Source organism: Microtetraspora sp. NBRC 16547 (genome assembly GCF_030268965.1).
Lineage (GTDB): Bacteria > Actinomycetota > Actinomycetes > Streptosporangiales > Streptosporangiaceae > Microtetraspora.
The window spans coordinates 114638-131653 of record NZ_BSSE01000013.1 but is presented as its reverse complement, the minus strand read 5'-3'; the positions used below and the strand labels follow the sequence as shown (position 1 = coordinate 131653).

At 70.9% G+C, this 17016-nt stretch carries 17 protein-coding genes; 13 read left to right on the top strand and 4 right to left on the bottom strand.

The features are described 5' to 3' along the window. Positions 1 to 4: 4 nt before the first annotated feature. From QSK17_RS19180 to QSK17_RS19170, 3 genes are all read right to left on the bottom strand, one after another. Positions 5 to 937 carry an EamA family transporter gene (locus QSK17_RS19180; protein ID WP_285706249.1) on the bottom strand — a complete coding sequence of 311 codons (933 nt, stop codon included), beginning with the start codon at positions 935 to 937 and terminating at the stop codon, positions 5 to 7. A gap of 125 nt (positions 938 to 1062) precedes the next feature. Further along, positions 1063 to 1830, bottom strand: coding sequence for an ABC transporter permease (locus tag QSK17_RS19175; RefSeq protein ID WP_285706332.1), 768 nt, complete (start codon positions 1828 to 1830; stop codon positions 1063 to 1065). 53 nt (positions 1831 to 1883) lie between these two features. Then, complete coding sequence (locus QSK17_RS19170) at positions 1884 to 2831, bottom strand: ABC transporter ATP-binding protein (RefSeq protein ID WP_285706248.1); 948 nt, start codon at positions 2829 to 2831, stop codon at positions 1884 to 1886. Positions 2832 to 3121: 290 nt separating this feature from the next. On the opposite strand from QSK17_RS19170, the gene QSK17_RS19165 reads away from it, so the two are divergent. From QSK17_RS19165 to QSK17_RS19105, 13 genes are all read left to right on the top strand, one after another. Next, positions 3122 to 3901, top strand: coding sequence for a helix-turn-helix transcriptional regulator (locus QSK17_RS19165; protein WP_502889243.1), 780 nt, complete (start codon positions 3122 to 3124; stop codon positions 3899 to 3901). Beyond that, positions 3898 to 5310, top strand: a complete 1413-nt coding sequence (sufB, locus tag QSK17_RS19160) for a Fe-S cluster assembly protein SufB (RefSeq protein ID WP_285706247.1) — start codon at positions 3898 to 3900, stop codon at positions 5308 to 5310. Before QSK17_RS19165 ends, sufB begins: the two co-directional genes overlap by 4 nt. Next, complete coding sequence (gene sufD, locus QSK17_RS19155) at positions 5310 to 6437, top strand: Fe-S cluster assembly protein SufD (protein WP_285706246.1); 1128 nt, start codon at positions 5310 to 5312, stop codon at positions 6435 to 6437. Before sufB ends, sufD begins: the two co-directional genes overlap by 1 nt. Next, positions 6434 to 6748: a non-heme iron oxygenase ferredoxin subunit gene (locus QSK17_RS19150; protein WP_285706245.1), complete on the top strand. Its 315-nt coding sequence runs from the start codon at positions 6434 to 6436 to the stop codon at positions 6746 to 6748. Before sufD ends, QSK17_RS19150 begins: the two co-directional genes overlap by 4 nt. A gap of 3 nt (positions 6749 to 6751) precedes the next feature. Further along, the gene (sufC, locus tag QSK17_RS19145) at positions 6752 to 7498 is read left to right on the top strand and encodes a Fe-S cluster assembly ATPase SufC (RefSeq protein ID WP_285706244.1); all 747 of its coding nucleotides are present in this window, start codon (positions 6752 to 6754) and stop codon (positions 7496 to 7498) included. Then, positions 7498 to 8760: a cysteine desulfurase gene (locus QSK17_RS19140; protein WP_285706243.1), complete on the top strand. Its 1263-nt coding sequence runs from the start codon at positions 7498 to 7500 to the stop codon at positions 8758 to 8760. The genes sufC and QSK17_RS19140 overlap by 1 nt, the downstream gene beginning before the upstream one ends. A gap of 3 nt (positions 8761 to 8763) precedes the next feature. Continuing rightward, positions 8764 to 9201 carry a Fe-S cluster assembly sulfur transfer protein SufU gene (gene sufU, locus QSK17_RS19135; protein WP_285706242.1) on the top strand — a complete coding sequence of 146 codons (438 nt, stop codon included), beginning with the start codon at positions 8764 to 8766 and terminating at the stop codon, positions 9199 to 9201. 28 nt (positions 9202 to 9229) lie between these two features. Then, a complete protein-coding gene (locus tag QSK17_RS19130) occupies positions 9230 to 9595 on the top strand; it encodes a metal-sulfur cluster assembly factor (protein ID WP_285706241.1) in 366 nt (121 codons plus the stop codon). Between the two features lie 660 nt (positions 9596 to 10255). Next, positions 10256 to 12382, top strand: coding sequence for a DEAD/DEAH box helicase (locus QSK17_RS19125; RefSeq protein ID WP_285706240.1), 2127 nt, complete (start codon positions 10256 to 10258; stop codon positions 12380 to 12382). A gap of 132 nt (positions 12383 to 12514) precedes the next feature. Then, a complete protein-coding gene (locus tag QSK17_RS19120; RefSeq protein WP_285706239.1) occupies positions 12515 to 13480 on the top strand; it encodes an acetylxylan esterase in 966 nt (321 codons plus the stop codon). A 104-nt stretch (positions 13481 to 13584) separates the two neighbouring features. Continuing rightward, positions 13585 to 13848, top strand: a complete 264-nt coding sequence (locus QSK17_RS19115) for a phosphoribosyl-ATP diphosphatase (protein ID WP_285706238.1) — start codon at positions 13585 to 13587, stop codon at positions 13846 to 13848. 70 nt (positions 13849 to 13918) lie between these two features. Beyond that, positions 13919 to 14764: an ATP phosphoribosyltransferase gene (gene hisG / locus QSK17_RS19110; protein WP_285706237.1), complete on the top strand. Its 846-nt coding sequence runs from the start codon at positions 13919 to 13921 to the stop codon at positions 14762 to 14764. Positions 14765 to 14861: 97 nt separating this feature from the next. Then, positions 14862 to 15236, top strand: coding sequence for a methyltransferase domain-containing protein (locus QSK17_RS19105; RefSeq protein WP_285706236.1), 375 nt, complete (start codon positions 14862 to 14864; stop codon positions 15234 to 15236). On the opposite strand, the gene QSK17_RS19100 is transcribed toward QSK17_RS19105, so the two are convergent. Beyond that, entirely contained in the window at positions 15197 to 16846 is a 1650-nt protein-coding gene (locus tag QSK17_RS19100; protein ID WP_285706235.1) for a serine/threonine-protein kinase, read from the bottom strand. The two genes, QSK17_RS19105 and QSK17_RS19100, sit on opposite strands and share 40 nt — an antisense overlap. Between the last annotated feature and the right edge of the window lie 170 nt (positions 16847 to 17016).

Sequence of the window (17016 nt, the reverse complement as noted above, 5' to 3'; positions counted from 1 at the left end):
CGGCTCAGCCGGATCTGGTCGCGCCGATCGAGGCGATGACGACGCAGCCGATCGCCGCCCACTCACGGGCCTGGAGGAACTCCCCGAGCACGACGAGGCCCACCAGCGCGGCGACGGCGGGTTCGAGGCTCATGAGGATGCCGAAGACCCGCTTCGGCATCCTCCGCAGGGCCTCCAGTTCGATCGTGTACGGGATGACCGAGGAGAGCAGCCCGACCCCGGCGCCCAGGAGCAGGATCTCGGGGCGCAGCAGGTCGGCGCCGCCGGAGACCACCCCGACGGGGGCGACGGCGATCGTGGCGACGACCATGGCGAGCGCGAGGCCGCTGGAGCCGGGGAACCGGGCGCCGGTGGCCGCCGACAGCACGATGTAGGCGGCCCACATGGTGCCCGCGAGGGCGGCGAACCCGATGCCGGCCCAGTTCGCGCCGTCCGCCTGCCCCCAAGGAGCGAGCAGGATCACGCCGGCGCCGGCCAGCGCGACCCAGAACAGGTCGAGCCGCCGCCGGGAGGCGACGACCGCCACGGTGAGCGGCCCGATGAACTCGATCGCGACCGCGATGCCCATGGGCAGCCGGGCCAGCGCCTCATAGAACGACAGGTTCATCAGGCCGAGACTGAGCCCGAAGGCCGCCCCGACGGCGAGGTCCTTCCGGCCGAACCCCTTCAGGCGGGGCCGGGCGACCGGGACGAGGATGGCCGCGCCGATCGCGATCCGCAGGAACACCACGGCGCTCGGCGGCAGCTCGGCGAAGAGGTTCTTGGCCAGCCCTGCGCCCACCTGCACCGAGAGGACGGCGAGCAGCACCAGCCCCGACGGCGGGATCGAGTCCGACGCCGCCCGCAGCAGCGTGCCCGGCCGAAGTCCGCCGCGTCCGGCGCGGAACGGCCTGATCCGGTACGGCTCCGCCGCCCCCCACGCGGGTTCAGCCGTCATCCGGCCGCCACCTCCATACGTTCGTCGACCGCCTCGAAACGGCGTCGACCACTCGACCCGAGCGTCAGAACCTATCGCCTCGTGCCGGGCCGGATCGCACCGAGGTGGGGTCTGCTTCCGGCCGCCTACTCCCAGCGGAAGGTACGGCCGGCCACACCGAGGGTGACCGTCGCCCACACCAGCAGCACGAGCACCGGCCCCGCCGGGAAACCCCCGCCGGAGGCCAGCACCGAGCGCATGCCGTTCGTCAGCGCGGTGATGGGCAGGAGCTCCAGGACCGGGCGCACGCCCTCCGGGAACTTGGCGACCGGGAAGACGACACCGCCGAGCCCCAGCAGGACGAGGTAGACGAGGTTGGCCGCGGCCAGCGTGGCCTCGGCCCGGAGCGTCCCCGCGATCAGCAGGCCGAGGCCGCTGAAGGCGGCCGTGCCGAGCACGATGAGCAGCGCGATCCAGAGCGGGTCGCCGTGCGGGGACCATCCCATCGCCAGCGCGACCATGGAGATCACCGCGACCTGGATCACCTCGACGCCGAGGACAGCGGCGGTCTTGGCGAACATCAGCCCCGGCCGGGACAGGGGAGTGGCACCCAGGCGCTTGAGCACGCCGTACCGCCGCTCGAACCCGGTGGCGATGGCCTGGCCGGTGAACGCCGTCGACATCACCGCCAGCGCGAGAACGCCGGGGGTGACGAAGTCGACGCGGGCCCCGTCCACGCTGACCAGCGGTGCCTGGGAGAAACCGACGAGAAGCAGCACGGGGATGATCAGGGTGAGCAGGAGCTGCTCGCCGTTGCGGAGCATGGCGCGCATCTCCGCGCCCGCCTGCGCGAGCACCATCCTCGGCAGCGGGGCCGCACCCGGTCGAGGGGTGAAGTCGAGCGTCGTGGTCATCGCCTGGTCCGATCGAAGTGGGCGGGCCGTGTCGTACCCCGGGGTGAGGGAGGTCATCGCAGTTCCCGGCCGGTGAGTTCGAGGAAGACGTCTTCGAGGGTGCGCCGTTCGATGCTGAGGTCCTCGGTGGTGACGCCCTCGCTCGCGCACCAGGCGGTGACCGTGGCGAGCAGACCCGGAGCGACCTGCCCCTCGATGATGTAGTGCCCGGCGGGCGACTCCTTGGCGGCGCTCCCCTGCGGCAGGGCGGAGAGCAGCTCGTCCAGGTTCAGCCCGGGACGGGCCCGGAACCGGAGCTGGCGCTCCGCGCCGGTCAGGGTCGCGGGGGTCCCCGCCGCGACGACCCGCCCGTGGTCGATGATGATCACCTGGTCGGCGAGCTTCTCCGCCTCGTCCATGTAGTGCGTCGTGAGGACGACCGAGACCCCGGCCTCGCGCAGGCCGGTGACGATGTCCCAGCAGGCGTACCTGGCCTGCGGGTCGAGGCCCGCCGTCGGCTCGTCGAGGAAGACCAGCTCGGGCCGTCCCACGATGGCCCCGGCCAGCGACAGCCGCTGCTGCTGCCCGCCGGACAGCCGGCGGTAGGGCGTGCGGGCGTGCTCGCTCAGGCCGAGCCGGTCGAGCAGCGCGGCCGGGTCGAGCGGGTGCGCGTGGAACCGGGCCATCAGCCGCAGCCACTCCCCGGCGCGCATCGCGGGCGGCACCCCACCCGACTGGAGCATCACGCCGACCCGCGCCTTCAGCGACGAGTCGGACGGGGCGAGGCCGAGCACGCGGACGGTGCCGCCGTCGGCCTGGCGGAAGCCCTCGCAGATCTCGATCGTGGAGGTCTTCCCCGCTCCGTTGGGACCGAGGATCGCGGTGACCTGGCCGCGCGCGCAGGACAGCGTCAGCCCGTCGATCGCGGTGGTGCGGCCGTACCGCTTGACGAGGTCGCGCACCTCGACCGCGGGCGCGTCGTCGGCGCCTCCCGCGGGTCGCGTGTTCGCGGCGTCCGGCATCATGGTTCTCCTGCCTGCCGTCCGCACCATGGCAGACCCGAGGGCACACTGTGGCCAGCAGTCCCCACGCTACCGGCCTCCCCCCAGCCAGATGGGACACACTTCTTGACGAAACGAGTCTAGGGAGGCGTTGGCGTGCCTCCGCCCTCGGAGGCCTCTCGCGGCCTCCTCGCGCGCGCCGCGACCCCTTTCCTGGCAGGTTAGGTAAGGCTACCCTGCGTGACAAATTGCATCCCGGGCGGTTCTCACTTCCGTTGTGACATGGGAAGGAATTACGGCACACTGATGTTGTGAAATACGTGCCCGGGAAGACGAACGCCGAGAATGCCGCCGCCGCGCGGCGTTCAGGCGCGTCCGAGAGCGCTTCCGGGGGCGCGTTGTCCGCCGAGCGTGGCACGCGCGCGCGGGTGGCGCGTCTCATCCTGGAACACGGCCCGGTGACGGCCGCTTCCCTGGGCGAGCGGCTGGGGCTGACTCCCGCCGCCGTCCGCCGCCATCTGGACGCGCTGCTCGCCGACGGGATGATCGAACCCCGTACGGCGCGGCCGCGCGGCCAGCGGGGCAGGGGGCGGCCGGCGAAGCTGTTCGCGATCACCGACGCGGGTCGCAGCACCTTCGTGCACGCCTATGACGACCTGGCGGGCAGCGCGCTGCGCTTCCTGGCCGAGCGCATGGGCGGCGAGGCGGTGTCGGAGTTCGCGCGGGCACAGGTCTCCGGCCTGGTCGACAGGCTGGAGTCGGTCATGCGCGAGGTCCCCGCCGACCAGCGGATCCGCGTGCTGGCCGAGGCACTGTCCGCCGAGGGCTACGCCGCCTCGGCGACCGAGACGGGCATCGGAGGCGAGCAGCTCTGCCAGCACCACTGCCCGGTCGCGCACGTCGCCGCGGCGTTCCCGCAGCTGTGCGAGGCCGAGACGGAGGCCTTCGGGCAGCTGCTCGGCACACCGGTGCAACGACTGGCCACGATCGCCAACGGCGACGGGGTCTGCACCACACATGTGAGTTCTCACGCGCTGGCCGTACGGCACGCGCGCAGTCATGAAACGACGAGCAAGGAGTCCGGAAGGTGACTGTCACCGACCGCCCGGAGCTGGAAGGCCTCGGGAATTACAAGTTCGGCTGGGCCGACTCGGACGTGGCCGGTTCCGCGGCCCGCCGTGGCCTCTCCGAGGAGGTCGTCCGCAACATCTCCGAGCTCAAGAACGAGCCGGAGTGGATGCTGGACCTGCGCCTCAAGGGCCTGCGGCTGTTCGGGAAGAAGCCCCTGCCGACGTGGGGCTCGGACCTGACCGGCATCGACTTCGACAACATCAAGTACTTCGTCCGCTCCACGGAGAAGCAGGCCGCCTCCTGGGACGAACTGCCCGCCGACATCAAGAACACCTACGACAAGCTCGGCATCCCCGACGCGGAGAAGCAGCGCCTGATCGCGGGTGTGGCCGCTCAGTACGAGTCGGAGGTCGTCTACCACAAGATCCGTGAGGACCTTGAGGAGAAGGGCGTCATCTTCGTCGACACCGACACCGGCCTGCGCGAGCACGAGGAGCTCTTCAAGGAGTACTTCGGTTCGGTGATCCCGGTCGGCGACAACAAGTTCGCCTCGCTGAACACCGCGGTCTGGTCGGGCGGCTCCTTCATCTACGTGCCGCCGAACGTGAACGTGGAGATCCCGCTCCAGGCCTACTTCCGGATCAACACCGAGAACATGGGCCAGTTCGAGCGGACCCTGATCATCGTGGACGAGAACTCCTACGTCCACTACGTCGAGGGCTGCACCGCGCCGATCTACTCGTCCGACTCGCTGCACTCCGCGGTCGTCGAGATCATCGTGAAGAAGAACGCCCGCTGCCGCTACACGACCATCCAGAACTGGTCGAACAACGTCTACAACCTGGTCACCAAGCGCGCCGTGGCGTACGAGGGCGCGACCATGGAGTGGATCGACGGCAACATCGGCTCCAAGGTCACGATGAAGTACCCGGCGGTCTACCTGATGGGCGAGCACGCCAAGGGCGAGACCCTGTCGGTGGCCTTCGCGGGTGAGGGCCAGCACCAGGACGCCGGCGCCAAGATGGTGCACCTCGCGCCCAAGACGTCGAGCACGATCGTGTCCAAGTCCGTCGCCCGGGGCGGCGGCCGCACGTCCTACCGCGGCCTCGTGCAGATCGAGGAGGGCGCGGCCGGGTCCGCCTCGACGGTGAAGTGCGACGCGCTGCTCGTCGACCAGATCAGCCGCTCCGACACCTACCCCTACGTCGACGTCCGCGAGGACGACGTCTCGATGGGGCACGAGGCCACGGTCTCCAAGGTCTCGGAGGACCAGCTCTTCTACCTGATGAGCCGCGGCCTGAACGAGGACGAGGCGATGGCGATGATCGTGCGCGGCTTCGTCGAGCCGATCGCCAGGGAGCTCCCGATGGAGTACGCCCTGGAGCTGAACCGCCTGATCGAGCTGCAGATGGAAGGGGCCGTCGGCTGATGGGTCTGGAAACGATGCCGGTATCCAAGCTCCACGCGGAGTCGTCGTACGACGTGGCGGATTTCGCGGTGCCGACCGGCCGCGAGGAGGAGTGGCGGTTCACGCCGCTGTCCCGCCTCAAGGGGCTGCACGACGGCACGGCCGCCCCCACGGGAAACGTCGTGATCGACGTGGACGCCGCACCCGAGGTGACCGTGGAGACGGTCGGCCGCGACGACGCCAGGATCGGCGCGTCCTACGTGCCGTCCGACCGGGTCAGCGCGCAGGCGTACGCCTCGTTCGAGAAGGCGACCGTCATCACGGTGCCCCGGGAGGCCGTGGCCTCCCGGCCGACCGTGGTCAACCTGCGCGGCCTCGGCGTCGGCCACGGGGCGGCCTTCGGCCACATCGTGGTCAGGGTCGAGCCGATGGCGCAGGCCGTGCTGGTCCTGGACCACACCGGCGGCGCGGTCTACGCCGACAACGTCGAGTTCGTCGTCGGCGAGGGCGCCACCCTCAAGGTCGTCAGCCTGCAGGACTGGGCCGACGGCGCGGTCCACGTGTCCCACCACCACGCTCAGCTCGGCAAGGACGCGACGTTCCGGTCCTTCGTCGTGACTCTCGGCGGCGACCTCGTACGGCTCTCGCCGTCCGTGTCGTACACCGCGCCCGGCGGCGACGCCGACCTGACCGGCCTCTACTTCGTGGACGCCGGGCAGCACCTGGAGCACCGCCTCTGGGTGGACCACGGGGTGCCCAACTGCCGCAGCAACGTGACCTACAAGGGCGCGCTGCAGGGCGACGGGGCGCACGCCGTGTGGATCGGCGACGTGATCATCCGGGCCGAGGCGGAGGGCACCGACACCTACGAGCTCAACCGGAACCTCCTCCTCACCGACGGCGCCCGCGCCGACTCGGTGCCGAACCTGGAGATCCTCACCGGCGAGGTCGCCGGAGCGGGGCACGCCTCCGCCTCCGGCCGTCTCGACGACGAGCACATCTTCTACCTGCAGGCCCGCGGCATCCCGTACGACGAGGCCCGGCGCCTCGTGGTGCACGGCTACTTCGCCCAGCTCCTGGAGAAGATCGAGGTCGAGGAGATCCGCGAGCGGGTGCTGTCCGCGGTGGAGGCTGAGCTCGCCCGATGAGTTTCGAGAAGGTCTGCAAGGTCACCGACATCCCCGACGACGGCGCCCTGGGCGTCGAGGTCGAGGGAATCCCGGTCGCGCTCGTGCGCACCGGCGGCGAGGTGTTCGCGCTGCACGACGTGTGCTCGCACGCCGAGGTGAAGCTGAGCGAGGGCGAGGTCTACGACCACACCCTCGAATGCTGGCTGCACGGCTCGTGCTTCGACCTGCGCAGCGGAAAGCCCACCGGCCCGCCCGCCACCAAGCCCGTGAACGTCTACCGAGTCAAGATCGACGGCGACGACGTGTACGTCTCGCTCTCGAAGGAGTAATACGTGTCAACCCTTGAGATTCGTGACCTGCACGTCGCCGTCGGCGACAAGGAGATCCTCCGCGGGGTCAACCTGACCATCAACTCGGGCGAGACCCACGCGATCATGGGGCCGAACGGCTCCGGCAAGTCCACCCTCGCGTACGCGATCGCGGGCCACCCGAAGTACACCGTCACCTCCGGCAGCGTGCTGCTCGACGGTGAGGACATGCTGGCCATGTCGGTGGACGAGCGCGCCCGGGCCGGCCTGTTCCTCGCGATGCAGTACCCGGTCGAGGTGCCCGGCGTGAGCGTCTCCAACTTCCTGCGCTCCGCGGTCACCGCCGTGCGCGGCGAGGCCCCCAAGCTGCGCGAGTTCGCCAAGGATCTGAAGAACGGCATGGACGCGCTGTCCATCGACTCCGCCTTCGCCCAGCGCAACACCAACGAGGGCTTCTCCGGCGGAGAGAAGAAGCGGCACGAGATCCTCCAGCTCGAACTCCTCAAGCCGAAGATCGCCGTCCTGGACGAGACCGACTCGGGCCTCGACGTCGACGCGCTGCGCGTCGTCTCCGAGGGCATCAACCGGTTCCGCGCCTCGGGCGACACCGGCGTGCTGCTGATCACCCACTACACCCGCATCCTCCGCTACGTGCAGCCTGACTTCGTGCACGTCTTCGCCGGCGGCCGGGTCGTCGAGGAGGGCGGCCCGGAGCTCGCCGACAAGCTGGAGGACGAGGGTTACGAGTCCTACGTGAAGGCGTCCGCGTAATGAGCGTTCCGAGCTTCGACGTGGAGAGGATCAGGAAGGACTTCCCGATCCTCTCCCGCGAGCTGCCCGGTGGCCGGCCTCTGGTCTACCTCGACTCGGGCAACTCCTCCCAGAAGCCCAACCAGGTGATCGACGCGATGCGCGACCACCTGGCCCAGCACTACAGCAACGTCGGCCGGGCGCTGCACGCGCTCGGCAGCGAGTCCACCGAGGCGTACGAAGCGGCCCGTGACAAGATCGGGCAGTTCATCGGCGCGCCGTCGCGGGACGAGGTCATCTTCACCAAGAACGCCTCCGAGGCGATCAACCTGGTCGCCTACGCCTTCGGCAACCCCGTGAACACCGACGACAGGTTCCGGGTCGGTCCCGGCGACGAGATCGTCATCACGGAGATGGAGCACCACTCCAACATCGTGCCGTGGCAGCTGCTCGCGCAGCGCACCGGCGCGACACTGCGCTGGTTCTCTGTCACGGACCAGGGCCGTCTCTCGCTGGACAATCTCGACGAACTGGTCAACGAGCGCACGAAGATCGTCTCGATCGCGCACCAGTCGAACGTGCTCGGCACGGTCAACTCGATCTCCCCGATCCTGGACAGGGTCCGCGAGGTCGGCGCGCTGATGATGGTCGACGCCTCGCAGTCGGTGCCCCACCGGCCCGTGGACGTGGCCGACCTCGACGTCGACTTCGTCGCCTTCACCGGGCACAAGATGGCCGGCCCCTCCGGAATCGGCGTGCTCTGGGGCCGCCGTGAGCTGCTCGAGGCCATGCCGCCGTTCCTGGGCGGCGGGGAGATGATCGAGGCGGTCTGGATGGACCACTCGACCTACGCCCCGGTGCCGCACAAGTTCGAGGCGGGGACGCCGCCGATCGTGGAGGCCGTCGGCCTCGGCGCCGCGGTCGACTACCTCACCTCGATCGGCATGGACGCGATCAAGCAGCACGAGCGGGAGCTCACCGGCTACGCCCTCGACGCCCTGGGGGAGATCCCCGGGCTGCGGATCATCGGGCCGCGCACGGTCATCGCCCGTGGCGGCACGGTCTCGTTCACGCTTGAGGGCATCCACCCGCACGACGTCGGCCAGATCCTGGACGACGTGTTCGGCGTCGCCGTCCGGGTAGGACACCACTGCGCCCGTCCGCTTCACCTGCGGTTCGGAATTCCTGCGACCACGCGGGCGTCGTTCTACCTGTACAACACGACGGCCGAGATCGACGCTCTGGTTCGAGGCCTCCACCATGTCCAGAAGGTGTTCGGCTGAGCCATGATCGCTGAATCCATGTACCAGGAACTGATCCTGGAGCACTACAAGCATCCACAGGGCCGCGGGCTGCGCGATCCGTACGATGCCGAGGTGCACCACGTGAACCCGACCTGCGGTGACGAGGTCACCCTGCGGGTGAAGCTGGGCGACGGCGGCAAGGTCCTGGACGTCTCCTACGACGGCCAGGGCTGCTCGATCAGCCAGGCCGCCGCCTCCGTCCTGTACGAGCTCGCCACCGGCTCCACGGTCGAGGAGTCCCTCTCCGTGGTCGACGAGTTCACCCGGCTCATGCAGGGCCGGGGCCAGGTCGAGGCGGACGAGGACGTCCTCGGCGACGCCGTGGCCTTCGCCGGCGTGGCCAAGTTCCCCGCCCGGGTCAAGTGCGCGCTGCTGTCCTGGATGGCCTACAAGGACGCCGTGCTGCGGAGCCAGGTGTGACCACTCGAACGAACGTAAGGAGGATGGCGTGAGCAAGCCGACCGAGACCCCCACGGCGACGTTCGACGGAGAGACCTCCCTCGACGACGTCCTGGAGGCCCTCAAGGACGTCGTCGACCCCGAGCTGGGGATCAACGTGGTCGATCTCGGCCTGATCTACGGAGTCAACCTCGACCCCGCCGGCGAGGGTGAGCAGCCGATCGCGACGATCGACATGACGCTGACCAGCGCCGCCTGCCCGCTGACCGACGTCATCGAGGACCAGGCCAACTCGGCCCTCGCCGACCTCGCGTCCAGCGTCGTGATCAACTGGGTGTGGCTCCCGCCGTGGGGCCCCGACAAGATCACCGATGAGGGCCGCGAGCAGCTCCGCATGCTGGGGTTCAACGTCTGACCCACGTCGTACGGCCCCGGGCGTACGAGTCCCGGGAGGCCGCTCCGGCCGGGGCGACCGGCCGGTCACCGATGTCACCGATGGTGCCGCGTCACGAGCGATGAGGCGGCACCATCGCCGTGTTCCCCGGTGTTCCCCGGTGTTCCGCCGTGATCTCCCATGTCCGGTCAGGTTCCGCCGTGACCCGCCGTGACCCGTGTGTTGCGCCGTGACCGGGGTCGACCCTGGCGATGTTGATGCACCGGGAATGGTGTATCGTTGCATCTCGTTATGCCCGAAGCGACTTGAATGATGGTGTCCGTGACAAGGCCGCTCGTATCAATGCGGGTGCCCTGCACGTCTGCGGGAACGCCGAGGTCGCCGGTTTGACCGCAGTGCCGCATCACCCAACGCGCGCATCGCGTGGCACTGCCGCCCGACGCAGGGGCCAGCCCGCCGGATGAATCGGCGGCGCCGGACTTTGTGTCCGTCCAGGAAACGGTCCTGGAAGCCCCACCCATGAACACCCCTGCGTTCGAATGAATGAATGAAGTACGGCCACGCCGTACCCGTCCTGGCTCGTCCTTTCGCAGAAGTGACGCGCCCACGTGTTCCGACACGTCATCTTCGATGAAAGGCACGAACCTCGTGACCATGCTTGACGCTGGCCATATTTCCCCCATGTCCTCCGAGGACATCTCGGCACCCTCCTCAGAGGCCGCCTCCGACGCCGCCTCAGAGGCCACCTCAGACGCTGCGGCCACCGAATCCTCCGCGCCGTCCGGCGCCGGCTTCGCGCAGCTCGGCCTGCCGAAGCCGCTCGTCTCCGGGCTGGCCCGTGACGGCATCACCGAGCCGTTCCCCATCCAGAGCGCGGCCATCCCCGACGTCCTCGCCGGACGCGACGTGCTCGGCCGCGGCCAGACCGGCTCCGGCAAGACCCTCGCCTTCGGCCTGCCCACCATGGCCCGCCTCGCCGGGGAGCGTGCCCTGCCCAAGCGCCCGCGCGCCGTCATCCTCGTGCCCACCCGTGAGCTGGCCCTGCAGGTCGCCGACACCCTGGAGCCGCTCGGCCGCGGGCTGTCGCTGCGCACCCGCACCGTCGTCGGCGGCATGTCCATGGGCAGGCAGATCGAGGCGCTGCGCCGCGGCGTCGAGATCGTCGTGGCCACCCCCGGACGCCTGACCGACCTCATGGAGCAGGGCGAGTGCTCGCTCCAGGACGTCCAGGTCACCGTGCTCGACGAGGCCGACCACATGTGCGACCTCGGCTTCTTCCCCGTGGTGAGCGCGATCCTCGACGCCACCCCCTCGGACAGCCAGCGGCTGCTCTTCTCCGCCACCCTCGACGGTGACGTGGACAAGCTGGTCCAGCGGTTCCTCTCCGACCCGGTGACGCACTCGCTGGCTCCGGCGACCTCCTCGGTCGAGACCATGGAGCACCACCTCTTCCAGGTCCACCGGGACGACAAGGTCGACGTGACGGCCGAGATCGCCAACCGCGAGGGCCGGACGATCCTGTTCGTCCGCACCCAGCACGGCGTGGACCGGGTCGTCAAGCAGCTCGCCCGGGTCGGCATCCGCGCCGGCGGTCTGCACGGCGGCAAGCGGCAGAACCAGCGCACCCGCATCCTCGGGGAGTTCCGCGAGGGCAATGTGAGCGTGCTGGTGTGCACCGATGTCGCCGCCCGGGGCATCCACGTGGACGACGTCAGCCTCGTGCTGCACGTCGACCCGCCGATGGACCACAAGAGCTACCTGCACCGCGGCGGCCGTACGGCCCGCGCGGGCGAGAGCGGCAGCGTCGTGACGCTCGTCATGCCGAACGAGCGCCGCTCCACCGACGCGATGACCCGCCGCGCGGGGATCTCCCCGTCGCGGCACCGCGTACGGCCGGGCGACGCGGCGCTCGCCGAGGTCGCCGGCGCGCGTCAGCCCAGCGGTGAGGCGATCCCCGTGTGGGAGCCCGACGTCCGCAAGCCGCTGCGTCCGCGCCGTGAGGGCCAGGGCGGCGAGGGCCGCCCCCGTCGCTTCGGCGACCGCCGCGAGCGCAGGTTCGACCGCGACGGCCGGCCCGGCCGGGACGGCGGGCGCCGCTTCGAGGCACGGGGGAGCGAGGGGCGCGACTCCGAGCACCGTGCCGGGGAGCACGGAGGCTCCCGCGACGGAGCACGCCCGTTCCGCGGCGACCGTGACGGCGGCTACCGGGGTGACCGGGACAGCCGTCCCTTCCGCGGCGACCGCGACGGCGGCGAGCGTCCGTTCCGCGGCGATCGCGACGGCGGCAACCGGGGTGACCGGGACAACCGCCCCTTCCGCGGCGACCGCGACGCTGCTCCGTTCCGTGGTGACCGCCGGGGCGGCAACCAGGGCGACCGCCCCTACCGTGGCGACCGCGATGGCGGCAACCAGGGCGACCGTCCCTACCGTGGCGACCGCGATGGCGGCAACCGGGGTGACCGGGACAGCCGCCCCTTCCGGAGCGACCGGGACGGCGACGGCCGCCGCTACCAGGGGGACCGCTCGCGTGGCTCCTGGAACGACGGCCGCGGCTCGTCCGGCGGCTTCCGCGGCGACCGTCCGGGCGGCCAGAACGGCGAGGGCCGCCCGGAGCGTGGCGGCTACCGCGACGGCGAGCGCGGCGCCCACCGTGACGGCCACCGGGACGGGAACCGCGAGGGTCACCGTGACGAGCGTCGTCCGGACAGCCGGGGTGACTTCCGCGCTCCGCGCGGCGGCGGCTTCCGCCAGGGCGGTCGTCCGGGCGGTCGCGCCGGAGGGCCCTCCGGCAACCGTTACGGCCGCTGAGCCCATCGTTCGATAATCCGGCAGGCGCCGGTGCCCCGCGCGGGGCACCGGCGCCTGCCACGTTCCCCCTCCCGGAACGGTCCGCGCCACCGGGATCCCCGCCCGCGTGTGCCTGTGCGTAAGGAGTCCCCCGTGTTCGCCGACATGCCGCTCGACCAGCTCCGCGCCTACCTGCCCGAACGGGCCGAACCCGCGGACTTCGACGCCTTCTGGGAGCGGACGCTGGCCGAGGCCCGCGCGTACGAGCTGGCGGCGACCTTCACGCCGTACGACGCCCACCTCTCGCAGGTGGACGTGTACGACGTGACCTTCGCCGGATTCGGCGGGCACCCGATCAAGGGGTGGCTGCTCACTCCCGCGTCCCCGGATGGGCCGCTGCCCTGCGTCGTCGAGTACATCGGCTACAACGGCGGGCGCGGCCTGCCGCACGAGTGGCTGCTGTGGCCCGCCGCGGGATACGCCGCCTTCGTGATGGACACGCGGGGCCAGGGCGGTGGCTGGCGGCAGGGCGACACGTCCGACCCGGCCCCCGGGACCGGCCCCGAGACCGCCGGGAAGCTGACGCGGGGCGTCCTCGACCGCGACGACTATTACTACCGGCGCCTGTACACCGACGTCGTGCGCGCCGTCGAGGCGGCCAGAGCGCATCCCGCCGTGGACACGGAGCGGATCGCCGTCGCGGGCGCCAGCCAGGGCGGCGGCATGGCCCTCGCCGCCGCCGCGCTCGCCCCCGGGATCTCCTACGCGTTCGTCGACGTGCCGTTCATGTGCCACATCCGCCATGCCGTGGAGATCACCGACGCCCTGCCGTACGGGGAGCTGAGCCGGTTCTGCGCGGTCAACCGGGACAGGACCGAGGACGTCTTCGCCACCCTCGCCTACTTCGACGGGACGAACTTCGCGGCCAGGGCGACGGTGCCCGCCCGGTTCTCCGTCGGGCTGCGGGACGAGGTGACCCCGGCCTCGACCGTGTTCGCCACCTACAATCATTACGCCGGTCCCAAGGACATCTCGATCTGGCCGTTCAACGGCCACGAGGGCGGCCAGTCCCTCCAGGCCCTGGAACACCTGAGGACCGCCAGGAAGCTCTTCGGCTGACAGCGGACACGCACGGCGGACGCGGCGGGCGAGTGGCGCGATGCGGCAGGTCGCGTGGACCGACTACGCTTGTTCCGCATCACCCGACAACCCTGAAAGAGATCATGAAGACCTTCGAAGAGCTGTACGCCGAGCTGTCGGAGAAGGCGCGCACCCGGCCCGCGGGCTCGGGCACCGTGGCCGCGCTGGACGCCGGGGTCCATGCCATCGGGAAGAAGGTCGTCGAGGAGGCCGCCGAGAGCTGGATGGCGGCCGAGCACGAGTCCACCGAGCGCGCGGCGGAGGAGATCTCCCAGCTGCTCTACCACGTGCAGGTCCTCATGCTGGCGCGCGGCATCGGGCTCGACGAGGTCTACAAGCATCTCTAGGCCGCCCACCGGCGGCCGAAACGCGTTTCATGACCTCGTCATCCGCGTCCCGAAAGGGTTCTGTCACACCATGTTGCGTCTTGCCGTACCGAACAAGGGCGCGCTCGCCGAAGCCGCCCAGACCATCCTGAAAGAAGCCGGTTACCGTCCGCGCAAGGACAGCAAGGAGCTCGTGGTCGTCGACCCGGAGAACTCCTGCGAGCTGTTCTTCCTGCGTCCCCGCGACATCGCCGTCTACGTGGGCGAGGGCACGCTCGACGCGGGCATCACCGGCCGCGACATGCTGGTCGACTCGGGAGCTCCGGCCGAGGAGGTCGTCCCGCTGGGCTTCGGGAGGTCGACGTTCCGCTTCGCCGCGTCCGCCGGGAGGTACGGCGGCGTGGCCGACCTGTCCGGCCTGCGGATCGCCACCTCCTACGCCGGTCTCCTCGGCAAGTACCTCGCCGAGGAAGGCATCGACGCCCGGGTCATCAAGCTCGACGGCGCGGTGGAGACGGCGATCCGGCTGGGTGTCGCGGACGCCGTCGCCGACGTCGTCGAGACCGGCACCACGCTCCGCAACGTCGGCCTGGAGGTCTTCGGGGAGCCCATCGCCCACTCCGAGGCCGTGCTCATCAAGCGGACCGGCGCTCCGGAGACGAACGGGTTCCAGCAGCTCATCCGGCGGCTCCAAGGCGTTCTGGTCGCCCGCGACTACGTGATGATGGACTACGACATCCGCGTCGAGCGGATCGAGGAGGCCATCGCGATCACGCCGGGCGTCGAGGGGCCGACGGTGTCGCCGCTGCACCGTGAGGGCTGGGTCGCCGTACGCGCCATGGTGCCGCGCAAGGGCCACCAGCAGATGATGGACCAGCTCTGGGAGATCGGCGCGAAGGCCATCCTGATCACCGCCATCTACGCCTGCCGCCTCTGATTGCGCAGCGTCACCGTGCGCGTGGCAGTCTGAGGAGGAAGAGGCGGCCGTTCCACGTCCGCCGCTGTCCGCGCCTTCCCCGGGACCGGTGACGCCCATGCCGAGAACGGCCATCGACCACCCGCTCTTCGCGCGGCTCTATCCCCGGATGAGCCGGACGTTGGAACGCCACGGCATGATCGGGCACCGCCGGACCCTGCTGGCCGGGCTCTCCGGCCAGGTCATCGAGGTGGGGGCGGGCAACGGGCTGAACTTCCCGCACTACCCGCCGGACGTCACGCGGGTGGTCGCGGTCGAACCCGAGCGCCGGTTGCGCGAGATCGCCGTCCGCGCCGCCGCGAGGGCTCCCGTCCCCGTCGAGGTCGTGGACGGCGTGGCCGAGGAACTGCCCGCCACCGACGAGAGCGTCGACGCTCCGGCGATCTCCTTCGGTCAGCCTCTGCCCGACAGGAGACCGGAGCGGTTCACGTAGTCGATCAGCGGTCCGCTGGAGGCCAGCCTGCCCCTGTGCTGCGCCTTGCTCAGCGTCTTGCCGAGCTCCCGCAGCTTCTTCTGGACCTTTCGCGGCTCGCCGTCCTCGAGCTTGTCCCGGATCTCCTCGATCGCATCGCGCACCTTCTCCGCCGTGTCGGAGTCGATGCCGCGCTGCTGCTCCTGTGCGGCCAGGGCGCTCTCCAGTCCGGCCAGCCACGCCCGGGGGCCGGTCGCGGTCCTGCTCGGCGACGGTGACGGAGTGGCGGACGGGACGGCGGACCGCGTCGGCGCCGTGGACGGACTCTGGCGGGCAGGGGAGGGCTTCGTGGTGGCACCCGTACTCGCCGCGGCGGGAGGGGCGTCGGACGGCGGTGTCGAGGACGAGGAGGCCAGCCATACCAACCCCACGACAGGGATGACCGCCGCCGCGGCGATCATCGCCCCCTTGCGCCGGGACATCCCGCGACGCGTCGCCGGTCCACCGCGGACGGACGGTCCGGGTGCGCCGAATCCATACGCGGACAGACCGGGCGCGGTGAACCCGTGTGCGGCCGGCCCGCCGTGCCCCTGTGTGGGCCCCTGTGTGGGCCCCTGAGTGGGCCCCTGAGTGGGCCCCTGAGTGGGCCCCTGTGCCGGCGGCCAGCCGGACATGTGCGTGGTCGGCCCGCCGGGCGCGTGGTCTCCGCTAGGCGGATGGGCAGACGGCGGCCAGGCGGGCGGCGGGACGCCGCCGTCGAGCAGGGCGGCGCCCACGTCGAGGACCGCGGTGTCGCCCGCCCGCGGAGGCGGGGTCGCGCGCACGCGGGCGATCACCTCTCCGACGGTCGGCCGGGCGCCCGGATCCTTGTCCAGCAGCGCCAGCACCAGCACCTCCAGCTCGACCGGAAGGTCGGGCCGGTAGCCGCGAAGCGGCGCGGGAGACTGCTGGACGTGCTGGAAGACCAGCTCCGTCGAGGACCCCGTGAACGGCGGGTGACCGCACAGCAGCTCGTAACACACGCAGCCCAGCGCGTACATGTCGCTGGCCGCGTCCCCGGGGCGGCCCATGATCTGCTCGGGGGACAGGTACGCGGCGGTGCCGACGATCATGCCGACGGCGGTCAACCGGGCCGTCGCCTCGTCCGCCAGCCGGGCGATCCCGAAGTCGACCACCTTGATCTGGCCGTCGTCGGTCAGGTGCAGGTTGGCGGGCTTGATGTCGCGGTGCACGACGCCGGCCCGGTGCGCGGCGTCCAGGCCGACGGCGATCTGCCCGACGAGGTGGCGGAACTCGTCCACGCTGAGCGGCCCGCGCGCCGTCAGCTCCTCGGCCAGGCTACGGCCGGAGAGCAGCTCCATCACCAGGAACGGCAGCCCGGCGTGCTCGCCCACGTCGTACACGCTGACGACGTTGGGGTGCACCACCCGCGCGGCGGTGCGCGCCTCCTGCGCGAACCGCGCCCGCATCGACGGGTCGGACGCCTCCGCCGCGAAGACCTTGACCGCCACCGGCCAGTCGCGAACCAGATCCTGGCCGCGCCAGACCTCGGCCATCCCGCCCCGGCCGATCAGCGCGTCCAGCCGGTAGCGGTCGCCGAGCACGGAGGAGACCCCCACCGAGCCGTTCACCGTGACCAGCCCCCTACGAAATCACCGCCAAAGGATGCAAACACCCTAACGGAGCGATCAAGGCGTCCGGCCCCATCACGAGCGGCCGGGGAGGAACGGCTCCGGATCGCGCGGGATTTGCACGACCTGACAGCGGCCTGGCGGAGCGGGTCCGGGCAGCGCATGTTGGA

What these genes read in the sequence shown, in the direction of transcription:
- QSK17_RS19180 (WP_285706249.1), bottom strand. Translation starts at nt 937, where the DNA reads ATGACGGCTGAACCCGCGTGGGGGGCGGCGGAGCCGTACCGGATCAGG.
- QSK17_RS19175 (WP_285706332.1), bottom strand. Translation starts at nt 1,830, where the DNA reads ATGACCACGACGCTCGACTTCACCCCTCGACCGGGTGCGGCCCCGCTG.
- QSK17_RS19170 (WP_285706248.1), bottom strand. Translation starts at nt 2,831, where the DNA reads ATGCCGGACGCCGCGAACACGCGACCCGCGGGAGGCGCCGACGACGCG.
- sufD (WP_285706246.1), top strand. Translation starts at nt 5,310, where the DNA reads ATGGGTCTGGAAACGATGCCGGTATCCAAGCTCCACGCGGAGTCGTCG.
- QSK17_RS19150 (WP_285706245.1), top strand. Translation starts at nt 6,434, where the DNA reads ATGAGTTTCGAGAAGGTCTGCAAGGTCACCGACATCCCCGACGACGGC.
- QSK17_RS19140 (WP_285706243.1), top strand. Translation starts at nt 7,498, where the DNA reads ATGAGCGTTCCGAGCTTCGACGTGGAGAGGATCAGGAAGGACTTCCCG.
- sufU (WP_285706242.1), top strand. Translation starts at nt 8,764, where the DNA reads ATGATCGCTGAATCCATGTACCAGGAACTGATCCTGGAGCACTACAAG.
- QSK17_RS19125 (WP_285706240.1), top strand. Translation starts at nt 10,256, where the DNA reads ATGTCCTCCGAGGACATCTCGGCACCCTCCTCAGAGGCCGCCTCCGAC.
- QSK17_RS19115 (WP_285706238.1), top strand. Translation starts at nt 13,585, where the DNA reads ATGAAGACCTTCGAAGAGCTGTACGCCGAGCTGTCGGAGAAGGCGCGC.
- hisG (WP_285706237.1), top strand. Translation starts at nt 13,919, where the DNA reads ATGTTGCGTCTTGCCGTACCGAACAAGGGCGCGCTCGCCGAAGCCGCC.
- QSK17_RS19105 (WP_285706236.1), top strand. Translation starts at nt 14,862, where the DNA reads ATGCCGAGAACGGCCATCGACCACCCGCTCTTCGCGCGGCTCTATCCC.